The organism is Halocynthiibacter sp. SDUM655004 (genome assembly GCF_026015885.1).
In the GTDB taxonomy this organism is placed as follows: domain Bacteria; phylum Pseudomonadota; class Alphaproteobacteria; order Rhodobacterales; family Rhodobacteraceae; genus Falsihalocynthiibacter; species Falsihalocynthiibacter halioticoli.
Genome location: NZ_JAPDUG010000006.1, coordinates 1 through 24486, shown reverse-complemented (window position 1 = coordinate 24486; position 24486 = coordinate 1). Strand labels below are relative to the sequence as shown.

At 55.2% G+C, this 24486-nt stretch carries 13 protein-coding genes; all 13 read left to right on the top strand.

Translation table 11 applies throughout. The features are described 5' to 3' along the window. Positions 1-2: 2 nt before the first annotated feature. Positions 3-779, top strand: a complete 777-nt coding sequence (locus tag N9C89_RS15665; RefSeq protein ID WP_263954971.1) for a hypothetical protein — start codon at positions 3-5, stop codon at positions 777-779. Continuing rightward, positions 779-16795 carry an LPD38 domain-containing protein gene (locus tag N9C89_RS15660; RefSeq protein WP_263954970.1) on the top strand — a complete coding sequence of 5339 codons (16017 nt, stop codon included), beginning with the start codon at positions 779-781 and terminating at the stop codon, positions 16793-16795. Before N9C89_RS15665 ends, N9C89_RS15660 begins: the two co-directional genes overlap by 1 nt. A gap of 19 nt (positions 16796-16814) precedes the next feature. Further along, positions 16815-17063: a hypothetical protein gene (locus N9C89_RS15655; protein WP_263954969.1), complete on the top strand. Its 249-nt coding sequence runs from the start codon at positions 16815-16817 to the stop codon at positions 17061-17063. Positions 17064-17138: 75 nt separating this feature from the next. Further along, positions 17139-18890 carry a phage tail protein gene (locus N9C89_RS15650; protein ID WP_263954968.1) on the top strand — a complete coding sequence of 584 codons (1752 nt, stop codon included), beginning with the start codon at positions 17139-17141 and terminating at the stop codon, positions 18888-18890. 14 nt (positions 18891-18904) lie between these two features. Next, positions 18905-19447 (top strand): hypothetical protein, encoded by a 543-nt coding sequence (locus N9C89_RS15645; protein WP_263954967.1) that lies wholly within the window; start codon positions 18905-18907, stop codon positions 19445-19447. 88 nt (positions 19448-19535) lie between these two features. Next, positions 19536-19913: a hypothetical protein gene (locus N9C89_RS15640; RefSeq protein WP_263954966.1), complete on the top strand. Its 378-nt coding sequence runs from the start codon at positions 19536-19538 to the stop codon at positions 19911-19913. Then, positions 19910-20398, top strand: coding sequence for a hypothetical protein (locus N9C89_RS15635; RefSeq protein ID WP_263954965.1), 489 nt, complete (start codon positions 19910-19912; stop codon positions 20396-20398). The genes N9C89_RS15640 and N9C89_RS15635 overlap by 4 nt, the downstream gene beginning before the upstream one ends. After that, positions 20395-21363 (top strand): TIGR02594 family protein, encoded by a 969-nt coding sequence (locus N9C89_RS15630; RefSeq protein ID WP_263954964.1) that lies wholly within the window; start codon positions 20395-20397, stop codon positions 21361-21363. Before N9C89_RS15635 ends, N9C89_RS15630 begins: the two co-directional genes overlap by 4 nt. Before the next feature lie 183 nt (positions 21364-21546). Beyond that, entirely contained in the window at positions 21547-21798 is a 252-nt protein-coding gene (locus N9C89_RS15625; RefSeq protein WP_263954963.1) for a hypothetical protein, read from the top strand. Then, positions 21785-22246 (top strand): hypothetical protein, encoded by a 462-nt coding sequence (locus N9C89_RS15620; RefSeq protein ID WP_263954962.1) that lies wholly within the window; start codon positions 21785-21787, stop codon positions 22244-22246. Before N9C89_RS15625 ends, N9C89_RS15620 begins: the two co-directional genes overlap by 14 nt. A gap of 8 nt (positions 22247-22254) precedes the next feature. Beyond that, positions 22255-23121, top strand: coding sequence for a hypothetical protein (locus N9C89_RS15615; RefSeq protein ID WP_263954961.1), 867 nt, complete (start codon positions 22255-22257; stop codon positions 23119-23121). A 4-nt stretch (positions 23122-23125) separates the two neighbouring features. Further along, positions 23126-23974: a hypothetical protein gene (locus N9C89_RS15610; RefSeq protein WP_263954960.1), complete on the top strand. Its 849-nt coding sequence runs from the start codon at positions 23126-23128 to the stop codon at positions 23972-23974. Positions 23975-23977: 3 nt separating this feature from the next. Next, on the top strand, positions 23978-24334 hold the full coding sequence (locus N9C89_RS15605; RefSeq protein ID WP_263954959.1) for a hypothetical protein: 357 nt from the start codon (positions 23978-23980) through the stop codon (positions 24332-24334). The last annotated feature ends 152 nt before the right edge of the window (positions 24335-24486 follow it).

Sequence of the window (24486 nt, the reverse complement as noted above, 5' to 3'; positions counted from 1 at the left end):
TCATGGCGAAGTTTGGACAGGGCGGTATGCCATCCGGAGTCGGGCAGGGGATCATTCCCGAAGGCTCTGGGTCAGGTTTCGGTGATTTCTTTGACAGTATCCGACCGGAGCAAGGTTCCCGTGCGCAACGTGATCTCGTTTTGGGCTTGATCGGCGGAGCCAATGAGGCCGCAGCTCAAACAAACAACCCGCTGTTGGCGTTCCTTACGCCGCTGGTCGGTGGTGCCGTGGCAAACCGGACGGAAAACAAGTTCAACGAGGCTGAAAAGCTGCGCACAAAGGAATTGAGCGCGGACCTTCTCGCCAATCTCGGAGGCGGTGAGAAATCCGCCCAGGCGCTTGATATTCTGTCCAACCCTGATGCACCGGATCACCTCAAGAAATTGGCGGAAATGATGCTCACGCGCGATACCGCGCCACCCAAGCGCGGACGCGCAAAGTCTCGAAAAACCCTCAAGGATCGTTTCGGCGTTACTCGATACGTGGACACGGGCGAACCCGTCTTCCCGAATGTCGAGGGCGGCGGCATTGATCCGGCTCGATGGGGCCACGTCAATACGACCATTGAAACTTTGAATGGAGCGGCAACAGAGCTTTACAATTCGGGCCAAGCGGACAGCATGGAAGAGGCTGAAAAAATGCTGCGCGGCAACCCGATGTATGCGCCTCTGTTTACGATTCTGGATAGCGCGAGTCCGTCACAAGCGCCGACCAACGATCCGGCGGATATTCGCACGGAAGAAGCCCCACTTGACCGTCTTAACTTGGACCTGTTTTAATGAGCAAGACTTTAAAAGAAATTCGCGCTAAGTACCCAGAGTACGATAGCGTATCCGATAATGACCTCGCCGCAGCCCTACACCGAAAATATTATTCGGATATGGATCAGTCCGAGTTTTATAAACGGATTGAGTTTTCGCCGATAAGCGATGTGCCGCCAGAGGTTTCAGGCACCACGCCACAAAGTATACCGCCCGTTGAAGGGGCGGGGGATGCGCTGATTAACGCGCTCAATCCGGTGTCTGGGGTTGAAACACCTCAAACACCAGCGCAACCAGCCGCAGTACCTCAAGTCGCCGCGCCTACGGTCCAAAATAACGCGGTTCAAGCCTTGAGCGAAATCCTTGCCCCTTCAATATCTCCACGCCCTGCGCCTCGACCAGAGGCCGCGCCGATCGTATCCCCACGCCCTGCGCCTCGACCGCTCGATGTGGCGACAGCTCAAACGCCTGTTGGCGCTCCGAGCGCCGATCTGGTGCGCCAGCTCCTTGAACCGGATGCGGCTCCACCAGCTCCAGAGGAAGTAAACCCCGCGATCCGCAACATTCTGGAGCGCGATCCGGCAGACTTCGCGAGCGAAGCGCCTGGGAGCCACCTTAGCGGTCGCAATGCGAACCCTCGAAAGCCGAGAGCGAAGGTCGATCAGGGGAGCGTTAACCCTGAAAACCCTGATGGCACCGGCTTTTCCCGTGCCGTTGAGCGCGGTGTTATCCGTGCGCGTATGACGCCAGAGGCTTACGCACAGGCCGCAAGCGGGACGCTTATTGCTGATGCAGCCGGAAGCGATGAAGACCTCCTGAAATCAATGTTCATGGAATATACGGGCCTTCCTGAAATCCCAGAGGGGCTTGATATTTCAACGCCGGAAGCCGCGTTTACTGCAATCGCAGAGCTGCGCGGACCTCAAGCCGCTACGATGTTCAAGGACGTGTTCAATATTCGCGCGTCCAACGCCGAGGCCGCGCGAGGGGAAGACCGCCGCGACTCTTTGTCGATCACAAATGATGTGACCGTTGATGAAGCCCAACAGCGAGGGGTGGAAGCCGGTAAGAAGTTAAGCGAGCTGCGCGGGAAAGCCGCCGCGCTCCCTATGTCGCCACGCGCCGAAGAGTTCGGAAAGGCATATCAAAACGCCCCAGATACCTTTCTGGATGGCCTGAAAGTCGTTGCCTCTGATCCTGTGGGCGCTGCGACCTTCTTTGGTGAGGTGGCCGCTGAAAGCGCTCCCTCAATTGGTGCGTCTGCCGCAGCCGGTCTAATCACTCGAAGCCCAACACTTTCAGCTTTGACAATGGGCGCAGGGACCGTTGGTCAAGAATACGGCGCGTCTTACGACGAGTTCCTAGAGGAACGAAACATCAAGCTGGAAACAGAAGAAGATGCGATGCTTCTTTTGCAGAACGAAGAGCTGTTGCGGGAAGCCGCCGAGCGCGGCGCAATCCGGTCGCTCGTGATTGCGTCCTTCGAAATCCTTGGTCAAGGAGCGGTCGCAAAATCCGTCTTCAAGACTTCAACAGCCAATGCGGCGCTCGATACCGGCGTTCAGGCCGCAACCGGAGCTGGTGGCGAGGCGTCAGCCCGTGCCTTGGCCGGTCAGGACATGAGCGCCAAGGAAATTCTCGCGGAAGCGCTTGGCGAAACCGTTACCGCACCTGCCGAGATCGGCGTTGCGCACATGAGCGACCGGAAGAAGAAGAAGGCAGATGCCGCGCCAGACGCGCCGGAAGCGCCGACACCTCCAGCAGCTCCGGACGCAGGAACCGCACCGGCACCAACACCGGACACACCGCCACAGATGCCGGACGCGCCACAAGCGCCACAAGCTCCGCAGGGTGGTGAAACCGCGCCAGATGTTGACGCGAACGCGCCAGATGTTGACGCGAACGCGCCAGAAGATGCGTTCGAGGTAATGGACGAAATCGAAGAGGTTGACGGGGAAACCGTCGAGACAGGACGTAAGATCAAAGTCAACCTAAGAACGGGCGAGGCGACAGTCGTTGACGCTCAAGAGGGTGCTGTGGGTGCCAGCACAGACCAGTCGGACGCAGGAGGCGCGGTTTTGGGGAACCCCTCTGACGCTCCGGCTGGTCAACCCACATCAGAGAAGCGCGAAGGCAACATTCACATCGAGACTCTACCGACCGAAGAGGTTGCGAAGGTCGAAACCGATGCGGAAACCTTCCAATACAAGGATCACGGCGACCAAGACGGTGTGACCGAACGCTTGCAGGGCGTTAAAGATTGGGACGAGCGCTCCGCAATGGGCGGCATTGTCTATGAATATGCTGACGGACGCCGCGTTGTCGCCGATGGCCATCAGCGCCTTGGCCTCGCAAAGCGCCTACAGGAACAAGGCAAGCAAACGCCTTGGAATGTTGAGGTGATCCGCGAGGAAGACGGGTTTACACCGCAAGACGTGCGCCGCCTCGCTGCGCTGAAAAACATTCGCGAAGGCAGCGGAACCTCGATTGATGCCGCAAAGGTTCTCCGCGACAGTGATGAAGACATTGACGCGCTGAACCTGCCGCCCAAATCTGCGCTCGTTCGCGATGCCAAGGGGCTTGCTAAACTGTCTGATGATGCCTTTGGTATGGTGGTCAATGAGGTCGTGCGCCCAGAATGGGGCGCTGTTGTGGGGGATAACGTCGAAAACCCCGCTCTTCATGCCGATGTTGTCGCGCTTCTGAACAAACTCAAGCCGAGCAATAACGCTCAAGCGGCCATGATCGCGAAACAGGCCGGTCAGGTTTCAGTCACCGAAACACAAGACAGCCTCTTTGGCGAGGAAGACATTGCCGAAAGCCTCTATCTGGAACGCGCGAAGGTTCTGGACACCGCGTTGAAGCGGATCAAGCAGGATAAGCAAACCTTCAAAATGTTGTCGGATCGCGCCGGAACCATTACAGAGGAAGGCAACGTGCTGGATGCGGACGCGAACGCGCAACGTGTCGAAGCAGACTCCAAAGCTGCCGCCTATCTATCAGCGGAGGCAAACCGAAAGGGACCGATCAGTGACGCACTCACCGCAGCCGCCAAAGACCTCAAGGACAATCCACGACACGGATCACGGATCGTCAAAGAGTTCCTCGCCGCGATCCGGAAAGACCCTCAAGGAGCTGGACGGAATGGCGCAACGGATGATCCGCAGGGAGCGCCTCGCCAAAAGGGACTTCAAGCCGAACAGCGAGAAGTAACACCAGACAGCGCCGAACCGGCCAAGACCGAGAAAACAGACGCCGGAGAGCAAACGCTTATTGATGGCGTCGAGCCGATCACACCACGCGACCGCCTCGAAGCCGCAATGGGCAAGCCTATGGAGGGCGGAAATGCGCCAGCTCCTAGCGGTCGTACCGATCTGTTTGGCGATCCGATGGACCGCGCAGACCTCTTTGATGGGCTATCAGAGCCAGCACCGAAAAAAGAGGACAGCAAAAAGACCGCCTCGCCAACCAGCGATGGCGACAGGGTTTCACTCGAAGAGCAAGAAGAGATTGCCGCGCGTAACGGCACTCGGAAGCCGCCAAGCCCCAAGCGCACCGCGCCGGATGATTTCGTGCCGGATGCGCCGACTCTGGCTAAAGCCGCGTCACTTATCAGCCGAGCGAAAAAGGCCGGCATGGATGATTTCGCGCGAGGCATGGAAGGCGCTGTTGCTGTTTACGAGGCCCAAGCCAAAGGGCTGACCAAAGACGTGTTCGATTTCTGGGAAAGCCGTATCCAGGAAGGCGAGGCGCAAGCTAACGGAACCGCAGCTCCTAAATCGGATAAGAATGTTTTCGCGCGTTTCATTGACGACAAAAGCAAGTTCGCGGATGCGAAGAAGGTTCGCGGCGTTGAAAACGTGCTGGTCGAGGCGGAAAATCGCGTTGACGAGCTGGTGAAAGAAGTAAACGGCGCAGGTTACAGCATCAACGGCATTGACGGTCGCGCTCCAAAAGAAATGCGCGACAAGAGAGCCAAAGTTAGCACACTTGCAGCCTTGTCCGTTCGCGTGATTAAGAACGGCGCGGCATACCATCGAGGACATAAGACAGCAAACCCAGAGCGCCTTGAGGCCGATATTGCCAAGCTCTATGGGGAGATCGGCCTGTCTGCACCGGCTGACACTTTCAAGGCCTCCGAGGCCGAGAAGGCAGATTTCAACCTTTCCAAAGCTGAACGCGCCTTAAAGAAACTTGAGGACGCGCCGCAGCGGGACGTGCTGAAAATTGACGAGGCCAAAACCGCGCTCGAAAAAGCGAAGCGGATGAAGGAAGCCGCAGCGCAAGCCGATAAGAACCCAACGGACGCCCAGAAAGAGGCCGGTAATTACAAGATGGGCCATGTAAAATGGCAGGGCTTGGATATTACCATTGAAAACGCCAAAGGATCGACGCGCTCCAAGACCAACAATGCCACCGGCAAGTCATGGTCGGTCAAAATGCCAGCGCATTACGGCTATATCAAGCGCACCGAGGGCGCAGATGGCGACCATGTGGACGTGTATCTGGGGGAAGACCTCGACAGTACGCGCGTCTTTGTTGTGGATCAGGTGGACGCCGAGACAGGCGAATTTGACGAGCATAAGGTTTTAATCGGTTTCACCGACCGGCGCGATGCAGAAGATACCTATGACGCCGGTTTCAGTGACGGGAAAGGCCCGAAGCGCCGCCAGAACGGTGTCGTCATGATGGACGTTGCCGAGTTCAAGGAGTGGGTTGCCAACGGTGACACCTCAAAACCAGCGATGGAAGTCACGCCGCCTAGCAAGAGCGTTGACCCGAAGGTGCGCGACATTCTCTTGCACCAAGTTGAAATGGGGCTTGAGTTTGAGAAAATGAGCGCCAGCGATGCGTTCGAGCTTCTTGAGCGGTCGGGCATTGAGCGCCCTAGCGCCGCGCGTGTGTCTGAACTCTTGGAGAAAGCCGCCTACATCGGCAACACCGAGCAGGGGGCAAGCCTCGATTTTACCCACCCAGACAGCGAGGCTTACGCAGCCAAAGGTATCGCGAAGCACACCAGAGGCGAGCGCCTTTGGGTTAAAGCAATCCTTCTTGACCAAAAGAAGATGCGTCATCGCGGTCAATTCTTGACGCCAACAGATGCGCTTATTGAAGAGCTTAACAAGCCGATGCCTAAACACCAGAAGGCAGGTCAATATTCAAAGCGCACCGTGCCTTCATGGGCCAAGACCACGAGCCGGTTCAAAGACAGATCGAGCGACTTCGAGGGCTTTTCGCCCGAAAACATCGGAGAGCAAGCCAGAGATTACGTGCTTGAAAACGGGAAGAGAACCGGAAACGAGCATTTGATACTGATCGACGCCGAAGGTCAGGTGGTTGCTGTTGGCGAAGGCACAAAAGACACCACAGGAACACCCGCTGAATTTGCCCTGTTCCTTGATGGCTCGGAGAGCTTGGTGATTTGGCACAATCACCCGCTCGATGTTGCTCTATCTGAACCGGACATTGTGACCGCTGCCGCTCCTGGCGTTTCTGGTGTTTATGCTGTCGGGCATGACGGAACCGTATTCTATGCAAAGCCAACGCCAGCCTTTAGAAAGGCATTGGGGTATACTGGTGTTGTCGATACCGAGGCGCAGTTCCGTCAAGAGGACCAGAAAAGAGCGCGTATAGACCACGCGTTATATAACACAGGGCAAAGCCTTTGGAAAAAGGCGTCTAGTGTGCTGGTCAAACTCGCGAATGATGGATTTTTCAAGGACTCTAAATCAAGACAAGGTGGCTTTAACTCGCTAGATGCTGGTCGATACCACAAAGCTGCGGTTACAATGGCGCTGGTCGATGCAGGTCTGATCGAGGCGGAAGTAAAAGGAGCTGGCGAAGCGTTCTTTGATCGGGACGTAAACCCGTTCACTTCACACCCAGAGCTGAAACCGACTTATGATAGAATGGTCGCAAGCCTCAAGAGGGTGTGGGCCGACCCAAACAAAGGTGACGAAAATGCGAGACTTTCCACTTATGAGCGCCACCGTGGAGACTTGGCGGGAGTTCTTGAAGGAGCTGAAAGAGGACGCACCAAGCAAGGGCGATCCGATGTATCAGACTCACAAGGCGCAAGTCCGTCACGCGATGGACGTAATCAAGGACAAGGAAAGCGGGGCAATGCTCTAAAGAAGGGCAAGGTTGGCGATAAGCTCGCCGCCGGTGAGGTTGTACTCACAAGCACAGGCCGCAAAACAACACCCTTCCCGAAGCTCGACTTTAGCACAGAACGCAAGTCGCAAAACACAGGCAAGCGGGTTAATGCGTGGCTGATCGAGAACGCACGAGCCGAAGCAGAGGCGCGGGGCGATGATTACAACGCCCGAATGTTCAACGCCACCGATACGAAAAATCCAAGCCAATCGGACAAGGATAGCGCCGAAAGCTATCTATTCGACCCTGATTTCGTCTTTGACACTCCGGCACCCATCACCAAGCCTCTGACCAGCAACAAGCCCAAGCGCAAGCGAGCGTCTAAGAAATCCTCCATGACAAGCGAGGAAACGGCGCGGCTCGATGCCATCAAGGCCAAGTTTGCCGACAAGATGAAAAACCAGCTCAACGCGGGGCTTGATCCTGAGTTGGTCGCGCTCGCGGTCGAGGCGGCAGGTATTTACATCAAGGCCGGAGCGCGGAAATTCCGTGACTATGTTCTTGATATGTCAGAGGATTTCGGATTACCCGTGTCTTCGATTGGCCGTTATGCGCGGATCGCGTATAATGATGTTCGCGATGAAATGGATGCGAACGGTGAAGACGTATCCGATATGGATGATAGCAAGTCTGTTATTCAGACTTTGAAGGAGCTGAATGATGTATCAAGCGCCAGCGAGAATCTGGAACGAGATAGCGGAGAACCACCCGCTTCGGACGCCGTGGGCGCAACAGATGTTCCCGCTTCCAACGGACCTGATGGAAACCGCTCTGGAGAAGGAAGAAGCGCGGATCGAGAAGGAAATCGGGAGCGCGACACTGGCAGCGAGCTACCTGAAAGTGATGCCTCTTCTATGGGAGAGGGAGGCGATAGCCGCCTATCTACGGGAGAACGGGCCGCAGCCGAGCCTTCTGGTTCTGGAGACAGCGGACGAAGCCGTGTACGTGGCGAACCAAGACTTCCGAATGACAGAGGCGGAAATGCAGACGCTTCACAAGTTGCTAGGGAAAATGCCGACATAACAGATCGAGCTGCGGCGCAAGCTGCGGCGGATAAGCTGCCGGTCAAGCTGGCCGATCAAGACAACATTCGCAAAACCTTGCCTCTGCTTCTTCCAGAGCAGCAAGAGGACGTTTTCAAGGTCGAGAGCCGCTATCAAGCAAAAGATGGCCACGGGATGCTGATTACGAACGGCACCGGCACCGGCAAAACATATACCGGCCTTGGTGTGGTCAAGCGTTTTGCGCAACAAGGCAAGACCAACACGCTCATTCTCGCCCCATCGAAAGGGATTCTGAAACAGTGGATCGCGGCGGGTTCTGATCTTGGGCTAAACATCAGTTTGTTGAAGAACTCCAAGGACAAGGGCGAGGGGATTGTCGCGACGACCTTCTCGAACGCTCGAAAAAACAACCTTCTTGCGAAGCGCGATTGGGATTTGGTGGTGCCGGACGAGGCGCAAAACATCAATTCGAACCAAGAGGGAAGCGAAACTTCAACGCAGACCTTCTTCCGCGCGGTGACAAACCACCCTAAAGGCTTGCATGATCGCTTCAATATGCTCCATGCCGACGAGCTGGCGGCGATTAAGGCCATGAAGGACGGGGAACGGAAGTCAGCTCGCTATGCCAAGTTTGCAAACGAGCGCCGCGCATACGTGAAGAAAATGGAAAGCGCTCCGCGTTCTAAGGTTCTGTTCCTGTCTGCCACCCCGTTTGCCTACGACAAGAGCCTCGATTATGCCGAGGGCTATTTGTTCAACTATCCTTCGGATGGCGTCACCGATAGCGGGAGCCGCCAAGATGGCCGTTCGTTCTTCTTCGTTGAAAACTTCGGCTATCGCATCCGTTACCACAAACTGACAGCTCCGGAGGCCGCTGTTGATAGCGGTGTATTCGAGCGAGAGTTCCACGAAAAACTCAAGAGAAGCGGCGCTCTGTCCGGACGCGCGATTGATGTTGATGTTGATTATGATCGCAAGTTCGCGACCGTTCACAGTAAAGTCGGCGCAGAAATCGACGCTGTTCTGGATTGGGTGAGCAAGCAAAAAGACGCCAAAGGCAAGCAGGGTTGGAGCTTACTGCGCGAAGCTCTTCGCAAGCAGTTTGATTATCTGACACGCTTGCGGTTGCTGGAAGCGATCAAAGCGCAATCCGCTGTTGAGGATATTCGCAAACATCGGGAGCTTGGCCGGAAGGTTGTGGTTTTCCATGACTACAACAAAGGTGGCGGCTCAAACCCGTTCATGCTGCCGTTTTCAGAGGGCGCAGAGGGGTATAGCGAATACCAAGCTCTGTTGAACAAGTTCCCCCAGATCGAGAAATGGGATTTCCACAAATACAAATCCCCGATTGAAACGCTCACAGGTGCGTTCGGTGACGATGCTATGGTTTACAATGGCGATGTTCCGGAAGCAAAACGCGAGCAGCGCAAGAACGACTTCAACACCGACAACAACGGCAAGGATATTATCATTGTCCAATCGGCGGCGGGTGAGGCAGGGCTATCGCTGCACGACACCACAGGCGAGCATCAGCGGGTTTTGATTAACCTTGGTATGCCAGCACGACCGGCAACCACGCTGCAACAAGAGGGCCGCATTTATCGCGTGGGATCGGTTACTGACGCGATCTATCGCTATTACACGATTGGCACCTCATGGGAGCGCAGCGCCTTTGCTGGCTCAATTGCCGATAAATCCGGAACGGTCGAGAACCTTGCTCTTGGGGAGCAAGCACGGGCTATTCGAGGTAGCTTTATTGAAACCTACCTTGAAGCCTCGGAGATCGAGCCAAACCTATTGGAAGGCACGGGCGGCAAGGAGCGCGACAAGGGCGACAACGCCCTAAGTAATTGGGATCGGGCCAAGACGCACTACCACGGTCGGATGAAGAACACCGCCAAGCGCGACCAGCGCAAAGGCGTTGATTTCTATTCCACGCCGGAACCTGTCGGATACAAAATGGCCGGTTGGGCAAAGCTGCGATCCGGCGAGCGCGTACTGGAGCCATCGGCAGGGGATGGCGCGATTGCGCGTTATCTGCCGGATGATGTGGATCGCACCTTGATCGAGCCTTCGTCAGACTTGAGTTCGACAGCCATGCTACACGCGCCAGGATCGCGCGTTCACAACATTGGTTTCGAAGACCACAACATTGTTAACAAGTACAATGCCGTTGTTATGAATCCGCCTTACGGTTCTGGTGGCAAGACTGCCATCGAGCATGTGGCCAAAGCCGCAAAGCACCTTAGAAACGGGGGACGCATTGTGGCGCTGATCCCGACAGGGCCGAGCGCAGACAAGCGTTTTGATGCGTGGTTCCACAACGAAGACGACAAGTCAGTGAAGAACCTGCACTTGAGCGCCGAAATCAACCTTCCATCAGCGACCTTCGAAAAGGCCGGCACAAAGGTTATGACGCGGATTGTCATTATCGACCGGATCGACAACGCCGAGGTTGCCGCAGAACACGCCGCGCAGTTCAAGCGCGTCAATCTGCACAATGCAAACACTGTTGAAGAGCTGTTTGACCGGATCGAGGATATTGACGTTCCGAGCCGCGTAGCACCGGATGAAGCGCCGGATGCGTTCGAGGATGCCGCAGAGGCCGAAGAGGCGGCGCGTCCTGATGTGCCGGTTGATACTGGTGACGGTTTCAAGTTGGGCGAGACAGTTCACGCGAAAACAGGCGAAGACCTTTTTGTGGCCTCCTTGAAAACGCGCGTGAGCAAGGATGCCTTCAAAGGCATTGTGGCAATCGCCAAAAAACACGATGGTTGGTGGTCCGGTTACAATCGAAAGGGCGCTATTCCTGGCTATCAATTCAGAAGCCCAGAAGATCGAGCCGCGTTCGTTGAAGAGGTCGAAAACACCTCGATCACATCGAAAGATCAGCGACCGCTCGATATGTACTATTCCCCGCTCTTACGCGGGATCGAGGGATTGAAGCAGAAGAAAGCTCAAGCGAAAGATTGGAAAGCAATCCTCGCCAAGCTGCCATCGGTCAAAAAGGTCGAGCTTGAATGGCTTGGTGTCGAAGAGTGGCTGGACACGCAAGAGGAGCAGCAAATCCCCAAGGAAGCGCTAGAAGCCTTCGTGCGCAGCAACCAAATCGAGATTATCGAAGAGGTTGGGGCGGAGGAGGACGATATTTCTGTTGATGTTGAAACCAACGATGCAGTCGAGCCAGACAGCGATTTCATTAAGGAAAACGCCAAGGATTTCTATTTTGACGACTTGCGCGAGGAAGCTGTTGCGGAGCATGGCGAAGATGGTGTTGACGAAGACGATGTGATGCGGAAAGCCATCGAACGCGCAACCGATGCGTATTACACAGAGCCAGACCAATACGAGGCGACTGTTGCGGTGTATAACAGCACAGCTCGAAAGCATGAACACTTCCACGGCACATATGATGCCATCAGCGATAACTACTACTTCCCTGATCTTTTTGATGATCCTATAAGTTTTCCAGAGATCGAAGAGATTGCGCGAGAAAAAGCCAGTAGGCATGACTTCGAAGCCAATTTTGAACAGTACACCGAGGGCGGAGGCGAAGATTACAAAGAAATTCTGCTTCGGATACCTGCCTTGCACAAGGAAGGCAAAAACAAGCCGATTGAGTTCGACCGCAACCAACTGGATCAGGATATTCACGAGGCGGCGCAGGAACACGGCATAAACTCGGAAGAGCATAAAGCGGCGTTGAAGTGGCGCGACAAGGCGCTTAACTCCGTTAAGGCTCCGTTCGTCCAATCCCATCACTTTGAGCAAGAGAATGTTGTCGTTCATGCGCGGATCAAAACCCGCGAGACAAGCACGGGCGAAAAGGTTCTCTTTGTCGAGGAAATCCAAAGCGATCTGGCAAGCGCATGGCGTGAAGGTACAGAGCCGGAGTCCGTGACCGCAAGACGTGCGGAAATGCAAGAGGCGTATGACGAAGCGAACCGCGTTATTGAGAAATATTCACCGTACAAGTATTTCCACGAGTTCATTGACAAATACAACGAAACGGCAGCGGAAAAAGTTCCTGCTCACAAGTTGTCCTATATGGAGTTTGCGGGGTTCAGACGCCCCGACGATCCAGATTTCCTCGAAGAGCCGCGCGTAAAGGCTTTCAAAAAAGCCTATATGGAAGACCAAACGCGCAAAGATTTTGAGGCAAAAGCGGAGGAAGCGCGAGAGGAGTCTAAACGCGCTCACCTTGAGCTTGTTGCCCTCGGATCAGAGAAGACTTTGGACAAGTCGATCCCCGATACGCCTTACAAAGAAGAAGCGACCTATGCCCTCATGGTTAAGCGCCTGTTGCGTATTGCCGCCGAGCAGGGCTACGACAAGCTGCAATGGACGCCAGGCTATATGCAAGCTGACCGATGGGATAGCGCAGCGCAAAACGTGGTTGAGGAGATCGATTGGGAAACGTCCACCAGTGACAATGCCAAAGTGGTAAAACTTGAAATGGCAGACGAGGGCGGACTTCTAAATATCATCGCAAGCGCCGAGGGTGTCATTCTTGAGACTGACGATGCCTCACTAAAAGGCAAGACGCTTTCCGCGCTTCTTGGGCCTTCCGTTGCCAAAGAAATCCTTAGCAACGAAGAGGGCGTGATTTCAGGGCAGAAAATCACCTTCTCCGATAGCGGTTATTCCATCGCATACGACCAGCAAATCAAACGCTCGATCAGCCGCCTTGCCAAGAAAACAGGGGCGAAGGTGGAATTGAACCGCGATATGGTTGATTTCTATAATGACGATGTAGTGAACCCTTACACTTTCGCCTCCGAGATCGGCCACAAGGATATGTTTAAGTGGCTCACCGAGAAGAACGGACTCGAGTTTTCAGAACCGCAATACAAAGATTATCTGGACGCTATGGGTGGCGAAGATAAGTCTTATGATACTGCCGTGCGTATGTTCCATAACCTCACCACGGAACAACGTATCGAAATGGCGAAAGATTTCGACTTGGCTGGTGCTATCAATCCGGTTTGGTCTATCGACATTACGCCCGATCTGCGCGAAGCCGCTATGCGCCCAATGGCAATCCTTCAAAAGCCAGACGCCCAAAAGGCGCAAATTGAAATGCAATCGCAGGAGAATGTTGCCAGCGTCTTGCCTGATCTGCGCAAGGAGCTGGACCGGCTGAACCTCAAGCGCGTGAAGCTGGACGCGGATCGCTCAGACAGCAACCGTCAAGGTGCGTTTGAAGTAAACATGCTTGGTCGCATGAAGATCGTTATCGGCGCGAGCCTAGACCCGATGCAGACGCTTCGACATGAGGCCGTACATGCTCTGCGCTCGATGAACCTCTTTACACCGGCTGAGTGGAAGGTTCTGGAAGCCGCCTCCTCTAAGAAGTGGGTTGAAAAACACCGGATCGTGCAACGCTATCCAGACCTTTCCCCATCCGAACAGATCGAGGAAGGCATTGCCGAGGAGTTCGCAGAAGCCTTCACAATGAAGAAAGCCCCACAGAACGGGCTTGTGCGTCAGTCTTTCAACAAGATTGTGCGCTTCTTCAAGGCGCTTAAAAACGCGGTGACAGGGAAGGGCTTCCAAACCTTCGAAGACGTGTTTGCTCGCATGGATAGCGGCGCGGTAGGGGCGCGGAGCAAAGGCGATGGCAGTTCCGGCGCAATCCCTCGCGCCCGTAATCAAGCCGAGGCCGAGGCCGTTCGTCGCGAGCGCGAAAAGTTTAACAAGCTCATGGACGAGCTGGATCGCGGGGAATACGACGAAGACAAACCAAAGCGCCTATTCGAGCAATCCGGAAAGCTGTCTAAGGCGCGTGACAGCTTGGCTGATACCCTGGCGAAGAAAGAAGGGGGCGTTGAGCTGTTAAACTCGAACGGCTCTCACATAAAGGTTGTTGTCACCAGAAGCCAAAACGGCACGGATGGTTGGCGCGTGACCTACTATGATGAACACGGGTTCTCTGGCCACGAGGAACACGCGGACAAGCGCTCTGCGCTCCGTCAGGCGTTTTCGTCTGGATATGACACGCTCGACACTGGTGGATTGCGCAAAGCCATGAAATCGGGGGCGTTCTTCACGCGGTCAATCAGCGAACAGCGTTCGAAGACCACGAAAGAGCAACGCGCGTATTTCAACCCGACGACGACAGCTCAAGGCCGCGCACATCGCCGGACCTCGATGCAAGGCGCTGCCCATATTCCGGATCGCCGGATTTGGGAGGAGCTGACCGATGCCAGCAATGGATACTGGCGGCGTTTGGGCAATGCCTCTGGCGCGGCTTATGATTGGATCGACAAGGCGCGAGTAAGGATTCAGGATCGCTTCTTGCCAGTTCTTCGCGCCCAAGAAGCTATCGTGCGCAAAACCGGCACCCAATTGCCGGAAGAAATGAACGTATACGCCGCAGAGGAAACCTTTAGCGGCAAGGTCGGCCATCACCTCTTCAAGATTGATGAAGAGTTTACCAAGCCCATCATTGAAGCCATCGCGGCGACAAAGGGCAAACTGACGATGGACGATGTGGGCCTATGGCTCTATGCGCGTCACGCCAAGGAGCGCAACGAACACATTGCGCGGATCAACCCCGACATGGAGGATGGCGGCTCCGGCATGACCACTGCCGAAGCTGAAAGCATCCTGATGCAAGGGAGCCTTGGTCCTCACCGCAGTACGCTTGAATTTATCGGCGGCAAGATTGACGAGCTGCGCGAGAAAACCCTCGCGATGCGGGAAGATTCCGGCCTGATTTCAAACGAGGACGCCGACCTATGGCGCAACCAGTACGAGTTCTATGTTCCGCTCAAGGGCTTTGAGGAGTCTGACCATGCCGATGCAACGCTTGATGTGACAGGCATAGGCCGGAGGTTCAACACGCGCGGCGCTGAAAGCAAACGCGCTCTCGGTCGCAGATCGGAAGCCTTCAACCCGCTGCAAGCTGCGATCACGCAAGCGCAAGAGGTTGCTATCCGTTCCGAGAAAAACATCGTGGGGAAAGCCGTTGTCGAGCTGGCGAAGGCGCACCCATCCAAGCGCCTTTGGTCTGTGAAGAAGCCGAAGAGCAAGCGGTATTACAACAAGACAACCGGCCTCGTTGAAACCCGCGTTGAAGACCCCGTAACGCTCTTCATGGAGCCGAACGAAATGGCCGTGAAAATCAGCGGACAAGAACACCGGATTATGTTCCACGATGATCGGCTTGCACGGGCGTTGGGTTCGGTCGGTGCGGATCAAATGGGCTGGTTCGTGGGGCTTATGTCCAAGTTCGGGCGGTTCTTCTCTTCGGTAAACACCATGCTCGATCCTGAGTTTGTTATCCGCAACGCCTTCCGAGACATGCAAGCGGCGCAGATCAACATTCGGAGCTTCGGCAAAGACGACAGAAACAAGTTGGCCAAGGCGATGCTGAAAAGCTGGCCGAAAGCCTTTGCCGGTGCCTACCGTGGGCAGCTCAACAAAGAGGATTCCGAGTGGACTCGCTATTATCGCGAGTTTGACGAGGCCGGTGCAAAGGTTTCCTTCTGGAAGATGGACCAGCCAGAGGCCGGACGCGCGGACATGGAAAAGCGTATCAAGATGGCTGGCGCAACACGGCTTGGGAAAGCCAGCCGGTTCGCCAAGTTTTCAACGCGCGATAACCCCGTTCTAGGCTTTATCGAGCGCACCAACCTCGCTGTTGATAACGCGGTTCGCTTGGCTGCATACGTCGAAGCTCGCAAGGCTGGATGGAGCAAACAGGACGCGGCAAGCCTCTCCAAAAACCTCACGGTCAACTTCAACCGCCGTGGAGAATGGGGCGCAACAATTAACGCCCTCTATCCTTTCAGTAACGCGGCCCTCCAAGGCACTCAGATTTTGTTCCGTGCTATGACAAGCAAACGGATGGCAAAATATGGCGTTGGAATGGTGGCGCTGGGCGCGATCCTCGACATGGTGAACGCTGGCCTGTCCGAAGAGGACGAAGACGGGGAATTGGCATACGACAAAATCCCTGACTACAAGCAGCAGACAAACCTTATTGTCATGCTTGGGCCTGATAGCGGCTCCGCTGCGGGTGTGTGGTTGCCTTATGGTTACAACACCTTCCCGTATATGGGGGTTCAGATCAGCAAGGTTCTGCGAGGAGTGAAAGACCCAGAAGACGCCATTGCGGATTTCGCGGGGGCTGTTTTCGGTGCGTTCTCTCCGATTTCGGGCGGCTCCGTCCAGCAGACGCTTACGCCGACTGTCCTCGACCCAATCAACGAAATGGCCATGAATGAGGATTGGCTTGGTCGGCCAATCCGCCCAGAAAACCCATATGGTGACTACGGGCCGGACGCTTACAAATACTATGGCGGCGCTTCTCTGACCTCACGCGCTATTTCGGATATTGCGAATAAGGCTACGGGCGGCACGGTTGCCGAGTCCGGAGCGCTCGATGTGTCGCCGGAGTATATCGACCATGTGTTCGGCTTCCTCTCTGGGGGTGCTGGCCGCTTCCTTGGCCGCGCTTGGGACGTTGCTTCCAAGACCGTCACAGGCAACGCCTCTGAAATCGAGGGCCGAAATATCCCGTTCTATCGCTCTGTTAAGATCGACACCGGCGTTTGGATGGATCGGGACCGCTACTATCGCTTCCGTGACGAGCTGAACGAAGCGAAAGAGTCCGCGAAACTTTACCGCGAGGCAGGGCAACCCATTCCGGAGCATGTTCGCAAGGCAATGCAGTTGGATAATACGCGGAAAGAAATAGAGAAAGTTTTGCGCGAGAACCGAAAACAACGCCGCGCCCTTGACGAGAACAAGCGTTTGTCGCGTAATGAGCGGGATCGTCGCAAGAAAATCATCTATGATCGGGAGCAAGAGCTGTTCCTGCGCTTCAACAAGCGTTTCGTCAAAGTTATGGGGCCACAAGCTGAATAAAGATGTTGTTTTAACCTTTGTGTTTGCCTTGATCGGTGTTGCTGCCCTGTCTTTCAGTTATGGCAAGCGCACCGGCCTTGATGCTGCGCCCCAAGATGCCATCGAAGAGCCAATGGATTCCGCACTTTGGGATGGCTTCTGGGACGAGGCGAGCGACCGGCAGCTTGTGTGTGGCCAGATATTCGATCTGGTGGAAGACCAGCTTGCGATGGATCAGTTCTTGCTCGAAGAGGATATGGATACCCACGCGCCGCCGCGTTGGGATTGATCCAGCCAAACAATCGCCGCAACTCTATAACTTGCCCTGCCATATTTCCCTCAACAATTATGAGGGAATTGCGGGATGCCGTTCGACCACAAAGCCAAGCGCCTCGCGCGTGTATGGAAGTTCGTAAATCGTTATGCACAGGGCGAGAAAGCTACGCGCACAGCTTTAGACACCTCGCACGATGATATTGTGTCTGGCGTCAACAGCGCCATCGAATATCTCGAAGCCGAAATTCTGGACTATGCGGATCGGACAGGGGAGCCGGTCAACCTCACGAAAACATATTTCACCGGCGATGGAACAACTCTTGATTTCACGCTGCCCTTTGCGCCGGAAAGTGAGGAAAACGCAATCATCTATGTGGGTAGCACTCTGCAAACCACGCAAGACAGCGACTACACAATCACTGACGATGTTCTGTCTTTCCCAATCGCGCCGGATGATGATGTTATCATTACCGTTCTTCTTCTTCCGAAAGCTGGCGTGTTTTTCTCTGCCGCTGTTGAAGAGCAAGCCGCTCTTGCGCGGAAATGGGCAACAGAGGCCGAGGATACTGTCGTTCAGAATGGCGAGTATTCGGCGATGCATTGGGCGAAGAAAGCCGAAGCCTCTGCCGATAATGCTGTCTTAGGGGGGCTTGCGCCCAACAAGAACCTAAGTGATGTGCAGAACGCGGCCCTAGCGCGAGAAAACCTTGGCTTGCGGATCGGCTCAGATGTTCAACAGTTTTCGGAAGCGCTCTATAACACGACCGCGCCCTTTACCATCGAGGACAAAACCAATGTTGACCTTGCTGCCGCAAACATAGTTCCGGTCGGCACTGTCTTGTGGTTCTTGGCACCCACGCCTCCAGCCGGTTTTCTTGAAGCCAACGGCGCGGCGGTGACGACCGCCCACCCAGAGCTGCGCGACTTCCTTATTGCGGCTGGCTCGCCTTATGGGACTTCTGGCTCAGACCCTAGACTCCCTGACCTGCGCGGCGAGTTTATTCGCGGTTGGGACCACGGGCGCGGCACTAGAGATTCAGGGCGCGGGTTCGGTACGTGGCAAGACGATATGTTCCAAGGCCACGGTCACAACATTCAGCGCACAAGTGGCGGCAATACCCAACTCCATAAGGAAGGCGGTTCCGAGGAGGACGTGGAAGAAGGTGGCCAGAACGACGATTCAAAATACTATCTGGACGAGCTGGCCGGACAGCTTTCCGCTACTAAGCCAGAAACCTATGGCAGCAATGGCTCGCCGCGCTACGGCAAGGAAACTCGACCACGTAACAGGGCGCTTCTGCCCTGCGTCAAAGCCTATGGGGAGGTTGTGCTTGGCGGCACCCTTGAATTGAGCGCGGTAGACTCACGGAAATATACCACCACCAACGGCACAGATGCTTGGCTTCTCGACATGAACCTTGACGGGGATACAGCCGCGACCTTGCATGATGTGGAGGTTAACCGCCACACAATCGGCGATGTAGCTCATTACAGCATCAAGCTGACAATCAGAGGCTTTTCGAAGCGCGTCGATAATGATGCAACATTCAGTGGTCGTTTTGATCTCAATGCGTTTTGCGATGCGCAGGGTTGGCCTTTGCCTCACATCGAAACTGGCACCATAGCTTCGGGGGGGATGGAGTTCGCAATCACGAATGTCGCCGACTTCCCAGAAACCTCGCTCGAAGCGTGGGTATTATCCAATAGTGATCCGTCTTGGCCCAACACCCTAACTTTCCGATCTAAGGACCGAGGGCAGTATACGGGCGGTTCTGACTTAACTCAGAACGCGAGCGAATGGATCGTGCGCTTGCACTTCACAGCTCAAGTATCCGCGTAAGAGGCTAGATAGATATGCACATTGTAACCGCAACCGCACAACCTGACGGACTTGTTCTCATAGAGTTTGAAAACGGCCACACCGAGCTTGTCGATAGTGGTGATGGCAGCTCCGAGGCGGTTTTATACGCGCAATGGTGCCGTGCGGGGAACCGCGCTAATCCTTACGTTCCGACCAACGAGCAAGAGCAAGAGCGGTTGCGACAGCTTGTGAATGAAGAGAAAGATCGCCGGAAATACGGGGGCTTTACCTTCAACGGCGTTGAGTATCAGAACGACCCTTCTTCGCTTGCCAACATTAACGGCGCTGGTTCTCTGGCTGGCTTCGCGATGCTAAACGGCGCACAAGCTGGCGATCTGTATTGGCATGGTGGAACGGAGGCGTTCGGATTTATCGCGTCCGATAATACAGTGACGCCTATGGACGCCCAAACGACCTTTGCTTTTGCACAGGCTGCGGCAGCTCACGTTACGCTTGTGACGTTCAAAGCCAAAGCCTTGAAGGATCGCCCAGGCGGTATTCCGGCAGACTTCACCGACGATTCCTATTGGTCCTGAAAAAACGCCGCACAACGGCAATCCTGACAGGCATAGTCCAAAACATCTATCTCGCCCAAGAGGGCGGGACGCTGTTGAGGATCGTCGCATGAATATTCAGATGAATATTATGCGCCTTGGAAATGAAAACAAAAGGGGCGCATACGTGTTCAACGGAAAACCTTTGGAGTTTTATCTCGCTCTGGTCGGCTCTGCGCTGTTCGTGTTCCAACGGACATGGGTGCAAAGCAAGCAACGCTCGGTGGTGATTGTCGCGATCTCAACTCTTCTGGGTTACTCGCTGGCTCCTGATGTGGGCGCGATTTTAGGGCGGTCGGAAACCCTGTCGGTTGTTCTGACGACAACCCTGATTTTCTGGCTCCTCGATCTGGTTCTAAGCGTCATTCAGGACGTGGACACAAAGCAATTGGTTGCAGCGGCGGCAAACAGGATTTCGTCATTATTCTTCGGAGGTAGCACGAAATGACCCATACACGCGCTTGGCTAAGAAACAACAACAACATCGTGAATTGGCTGTTGCTTGCCGTGATGCTTCTGGTCACGGCTCCTATTCTGGTCATTCCTTATGCCTACTACGATTTGAAGTCGGTGCAGGTGAGTCCAGTTGGAACGGGATTTTACGTCACCGCTGACCGCTCAATTCGGCAGGACTTCCAAGGGAAGTACAGCGTTGCAGTCTTGCGCGAGGATCATTCCGCAGTCTGCCACTACAAGACGCCGGAATGGCTCGGCTATCGCGCCAACGCGGGAAATACAAACCCCCTTGTGAAGCCGCTCTGGTGGTGGATCGGTTCTGATGTGGCGCTGGAAAACTGCATAAATCGCGGCTTCCACTCTGGGCAATTCTACATCGAAACCTGCCATTGGGTGCAGTTCTGGATAATCCCGATGGGGCCGCGCTGCGTTCTCTCTAACCTCTTCGAAGCTCCCAAGCATGAGGCGCTACAATGATGCACTTTACACCCCCAAAATATAATGCTCCGCTGCTCGATGCGGCTGGCTCTTGGATCGGCCTCAAAGAGTGGGCTGGCTCAAAGCACAATCCTAAAATCGTCCAGATGTTCGCGGACTCTGGCCACTCATGGGTCAAGGATGATGAAACCCCGTGGTGCGCCGCTTTCGTCGGCTCTGTGCTGGCGCTGATCGGCCTTTATGGAACGGGCAAGCTCAACGCGCGGTCCTATCTGGATTGGGGCGAGAAGGTAGGCCAATCCGAGGCTGTGGCCGGTGATGTGGTCGTTCTATGGCGAAACCATCCGGACGCTAAAGAAGGGCATGTGGGCTTCCTTGTCGGGTTCCAGGGCGACAAGGTGATTATTCGCGGCGGAAACCAAGGCAACGAAGTCAGCGACCAGAAGTATCCAATCAAGCGGGTGCTTGGCTATCGCCGCGCGGTGGACGCGCCTCCTGCCGGTCTGCACACGATCCGCAGGGGCGATCAGGGGCCATTGGTGCGCCACCTGCAAACAAAGCTGCATGACCTGAATTACAACATTGGCCGCATTGATAGCGATTTCGGTAAGCTCCTCGATGATGGGGTGCGCCTCTTCCAGAAAGACAATGGCTTGGTGGCTGACGGGATCGTGGGGCGCAATACATGGCTGGCGCTGAACGATGCCCAGCCGCGCATGATCGAGCGCGATGTGACCATGAAAGACCTCAAGGAAGCCTCTGTGACGATCAAAAACGCCAACAACGCGGAAAAGGCCGCTGGTGGCGGCTTTGGTATCGTGGCGGTCACTGAGGCGGTCAAGGCGGCGAAAGACGCGGAAAGTGTGCTGGATACGATCTCTGCAATGCCGTGGACCACGATTGCCGCTCTCGGCGCGGTGGCGGTGGCTGTCATTTACTTCTCGCAGAAAACGAAACGCGCTCGGCTCATGGACGCAATCACGGGGGCAAACGTTAAGCGATGATGTTCTTGACGCGATATGCGCCCTTTCTGGTGGCTCTGGCAGCGGTGGCGGGGCTGGTCTGGTACGTCATGGACCTACGGAGCGACAAAGCCGCCCTGATCTCTGATAACGCCGCTCTGAGCGCTCAAATCGAGGGCTGCGAGGCGCGGGTGAACGGAAACCTTCAACACAGGGAGCGAGCCAATGAGATTAATTCTCTGTCTGATGATGATCTGCGCGACCGCGCTATTGAGTGGCTGCGGCCCTGATCCTGTCCCTGTCTATCAAGGGCCGCTCTTTTGCGACCGATATGAACCGCGCGAGTTCACGCAAGCCGAAGTCGATGCACGGATTCTCACGGGGCCAACCAACTTCAAGAAAGACCTCGTAAACAACGAAGATTGGAGGGCGGAATGTCCTCACAAACAGAAGGAAGCTCAACATGGCAGCAGATGATTTCTTTGTTTTTGCCCACGCCCTAGAAGAAATTCACAAGGGCAATGTGGATTTTGAAAACGACTCTTTCCGCATGGTGCTGGTAGCAGACAGCTACACACCGAACCAGCTCACGGATGATGCTTGGTCGGATATTTCCGCTGATGAAGTCGCCAACGGTGGCGGATACAGTACGAACGGCGAAACCTTGGCCGTTACGGTATCGCGATCCGGTAATATCGTGACCGTCGATTGCGACAACCAAGTGTGGTCTTCCGCGACAATCACGGCGAAATATGCGGTTATTGTGCGCGATGCTGATGCAAACGGCACTCTGGCGGCGAGCGACTTGCCGATTTCCTTTGTTGATCTGCTTCCTTCTGGCGGCTCCGCGTCCAGTACGAACGGCGATTTTAGTGTCACCATCAACGCAAACGGCGTCTTCCGCTCGACCGCCGCTATTACATAGGTGTTGCAATGGCTTGGAATGTTCCCACGCCTGACATAACCCACAACAACGAGGATGGTTTCAGGTTCAAGGCGACCACGACAGAGCATCAAATGGCTGATCCGTGGGACGTAAGCGCACACACATGGCACGAACTTGACGCTTCCACAGCGGAAGATTGGGGCGGGTTCAGAGTCAATGTTACGAACAATGGTCGTGTTCACGGCCTGTTTCATGTGGCCATTGGGGCGTCTGGCTCCGAGGTGATTATCGCCGATTTGCCGCTTTACACGGGCGGCGAGATCAACACGATCAGTATGGACGTTACAATCCCTATCCCCGCTGGAACCCGCATTTCTGCGGCTTGCTCCCAAGACGTGCGGTCGAATATCACGGGGCAGATTGTCGGGCTTAAAGCGAGCCTGTTCAGCGCCACTCCGAGTTTTACACGTTTGGAGTGTGGGCCGTTCGATCTATCGCCTGGGAACTATGGGCGTTGGGCGACTGTCGATAGCGGCGGGTCTGCTGATACGTGGGGCGCATGGACCGAAGTAAGCATGGCCACGTCGAATTATAGCAATAATCCTCTCAAGGGCGGCTCTCTCTCGCACGATTACGCTTATTTCGGGGTGATGTGTAACGACAACTTCAACCTCGCGCAGCAAGTGAACCATAGCTGGTTCGATTTTGCCAAAGGGGCCGCTTCCTCTGAGGTTACAATCATCGAACAGCTCAAGGATTTCTATCTGACAGAGGAGCGCCCTGTCTTATCCAGCGCGATTCAATGGTTCCCAAGCGACCTTGTTTCTGGTGATCGAATTTCTGTGCGCAAGCGATGCAACATCACCGATGCGACGGACCGTGTAAGCGGTGTGCTTCTATTCGGACTGAGGTAACGCCATGTCGTTGCTGATCTTTTGGCAGGACTATCAATCAACCGGAACTTCGGTGACTATTGAAGCAGGGGCCGGTTCTGTCAGCACGTCAGGGGAAGCCCCAGGCTTAACCTCTGACGCCGCGATCAGCTCAGGGGCAGGGGCGGCAGACATGCAGGGGGAAGCTCCTGTTGTGTCTGGGCAGTTTGTCGGCAGCTCTGGTGCCGGAGCTTCGACCATAGAAGGTTTAGGGCCGACCGTATCGGGCAGCGCGGCATTGTCGCTCGGAGCTGGAGCGATCGAAGTACAGGGTTTGGCTGCATCATTCAGTAGCGAAACGCCGGTATCCGTAACCATACTCGCCGGAGCTGGTGCGGTTGAGATCGAGGGGCGGTCAGCAACGGCCAGCGCCAGCTCTGCAATCAGCGCCGGAGCTGGAGCGATCCAGATCGAGGGGCAGACACCCACATTTTCCGGCGCGTCAACGGCAACTGCCGGAGCAGGTGCAGTCGAGATCGAGGGGCAAGCCTTCCTGTATAGCGTCAGCGCCACTATCAACGCCGGTGCTGGTGAGGTGAGTTTGCAGGGCTTGGATGCTGTCGGCTCCGGATCGTTTGGAGCTGCGGCTGGAGCTGGTGCAACTGCGTTGGACGGTTCGCCTGTCTCGATTTCAACAAGCGCTGCTATTGGGCTTGGGTATGGGAAAGCGAGCGTAACGGGATATAGCGCCACCTTGGCGATCATTTATCCCGTGACCGACATTTTCGATCCCCTGATAACGGGCAACACTTCGTTTGTCGCGCTCAATGGCGCTTCGATAGACATTTCATTGGCGGGGAACTCGTCACACACGCAACTCGTTGGGGAGGGCTGAACAATGGCCGTACTTGAACACCTTACAGAATTTACAGCCGGTGAAACCATTGAGTTTAGCGCCGCTCTAAAGAAGGACGGGGCCGCATGGCCAGACGCCTCGAATAGCCAAGTCGCTCTAATTATCGGATCCGGTAGTAACTCGATTTCAACCGAGATACACCGCTTCACAACAGCGCCGCAGGTAAATCTCGTGGATATTCCAGGAGCGGTCTGGAGCTTCTTTCTGCAAGAACCGGATTACAATCAGCTATCCGCAAACTCAACCTACCGATATGAGATTTGGGTTTCGGATGCCGGCAATAATCCGAGCTTGCAGCTCAAAGGAAACTTTCGCCTGAATAGCGCGATTGGGCCGTGATAAAATCCGAGGCGTGAGCGAACAAAACAGGTTTGGCCCACGTTTCGCCCACGATACAGGCGTCTAAACGGACTCGAAACAGGTCGAAAACAAGAACAAACGGGGTTTAAACGGTGAATATAGCCCCTAGCACTGCCCTCCGAAGGCAGAGG

Bases quoted from the DNA above. Each gene is read 5' to 3' on its own strand.
- N9C89_RS15640 (WP_263954966.1), top strand. From the start codon at position 19,536: ATGAATATTCAGATGAATATTATGCGCCTTGGAAATGAAAACAAAAGG.
- N9C89_RS15610 (WP_263954960.1), top strand. From the start codon at position 23,126: ATGTCGTTGCTGATCTTTTGGCAGGACTATCAATCAACCGGAACTTCG.
- N9C89_RS15665 (WP_263954971.1), top strand. From the start codon at position 3: ATGGCGAAGTTTGGACAGGGCGGTATGCCATCCGGAGTCGGGCAGGGG.
- N9C89_RS15620 (WP_263954962.1), top strand. From the start codon at position 21,785: ATGGCAGCAGATGATTTCTTTGTTTTTGCCCACGCCCTAGAAGAAATT.
- N9C89_RS15630 (WP_263954964.1), top strand. From the start codon at position 20,395: ATGATGCACTTTACACCCCCAAAATATAATGCTCCGCTGCTCGATGCG.
- N9C89_RS15645 (WP_263954967.1), top strand. From the start codon at position 18,905: ATGCACATTGTAACCGCAACCGCACAACCTGACGGACTTGTTCTCATA.
- N9C89_RS15660 (WP_263954970.1), top strand. From the start codon at position 779: ATGAGCAAGACTTTAAAAGAAATTCGCGCTAAGTACCCAGAGTACGAT.
- N9C89_RS15615 (WP_263954961.1), top strand. From the start codon at position 22,255: ATGGCTTGGAATGTTCCCACGCCTGACATAACCCACAACAACGAGGAT.
- N9C89_RS15625 (WP_263954963.1), top strand. From the start codon at position 21,547: ATGAGATTAATTCTCTGTCTGATGATGATCTGCGCGACCGCGCTATTG.
- N9C89_RS15635 (WP_263954965.1), top strand. From the start codon at position 19,910: ATGACCCATACACGCGCTTGGCTAAGAAACAACAACAACATCGTGAAT.
- N9C89_RS15650 (WP_263954968.1), top strand. From the start codon at position 17,139: ATGCCGTTCGACCACAAAGCCAAGCGCCTCGCGCGTGTATGGAAGTTC.
- N9C89_RS15605 (WP_263954959.1), top strand. From the start codon at position 23,978: ATGGCCGTACTTGAACACCTTACAGAATTTACAGCCGGTGAAACCATT.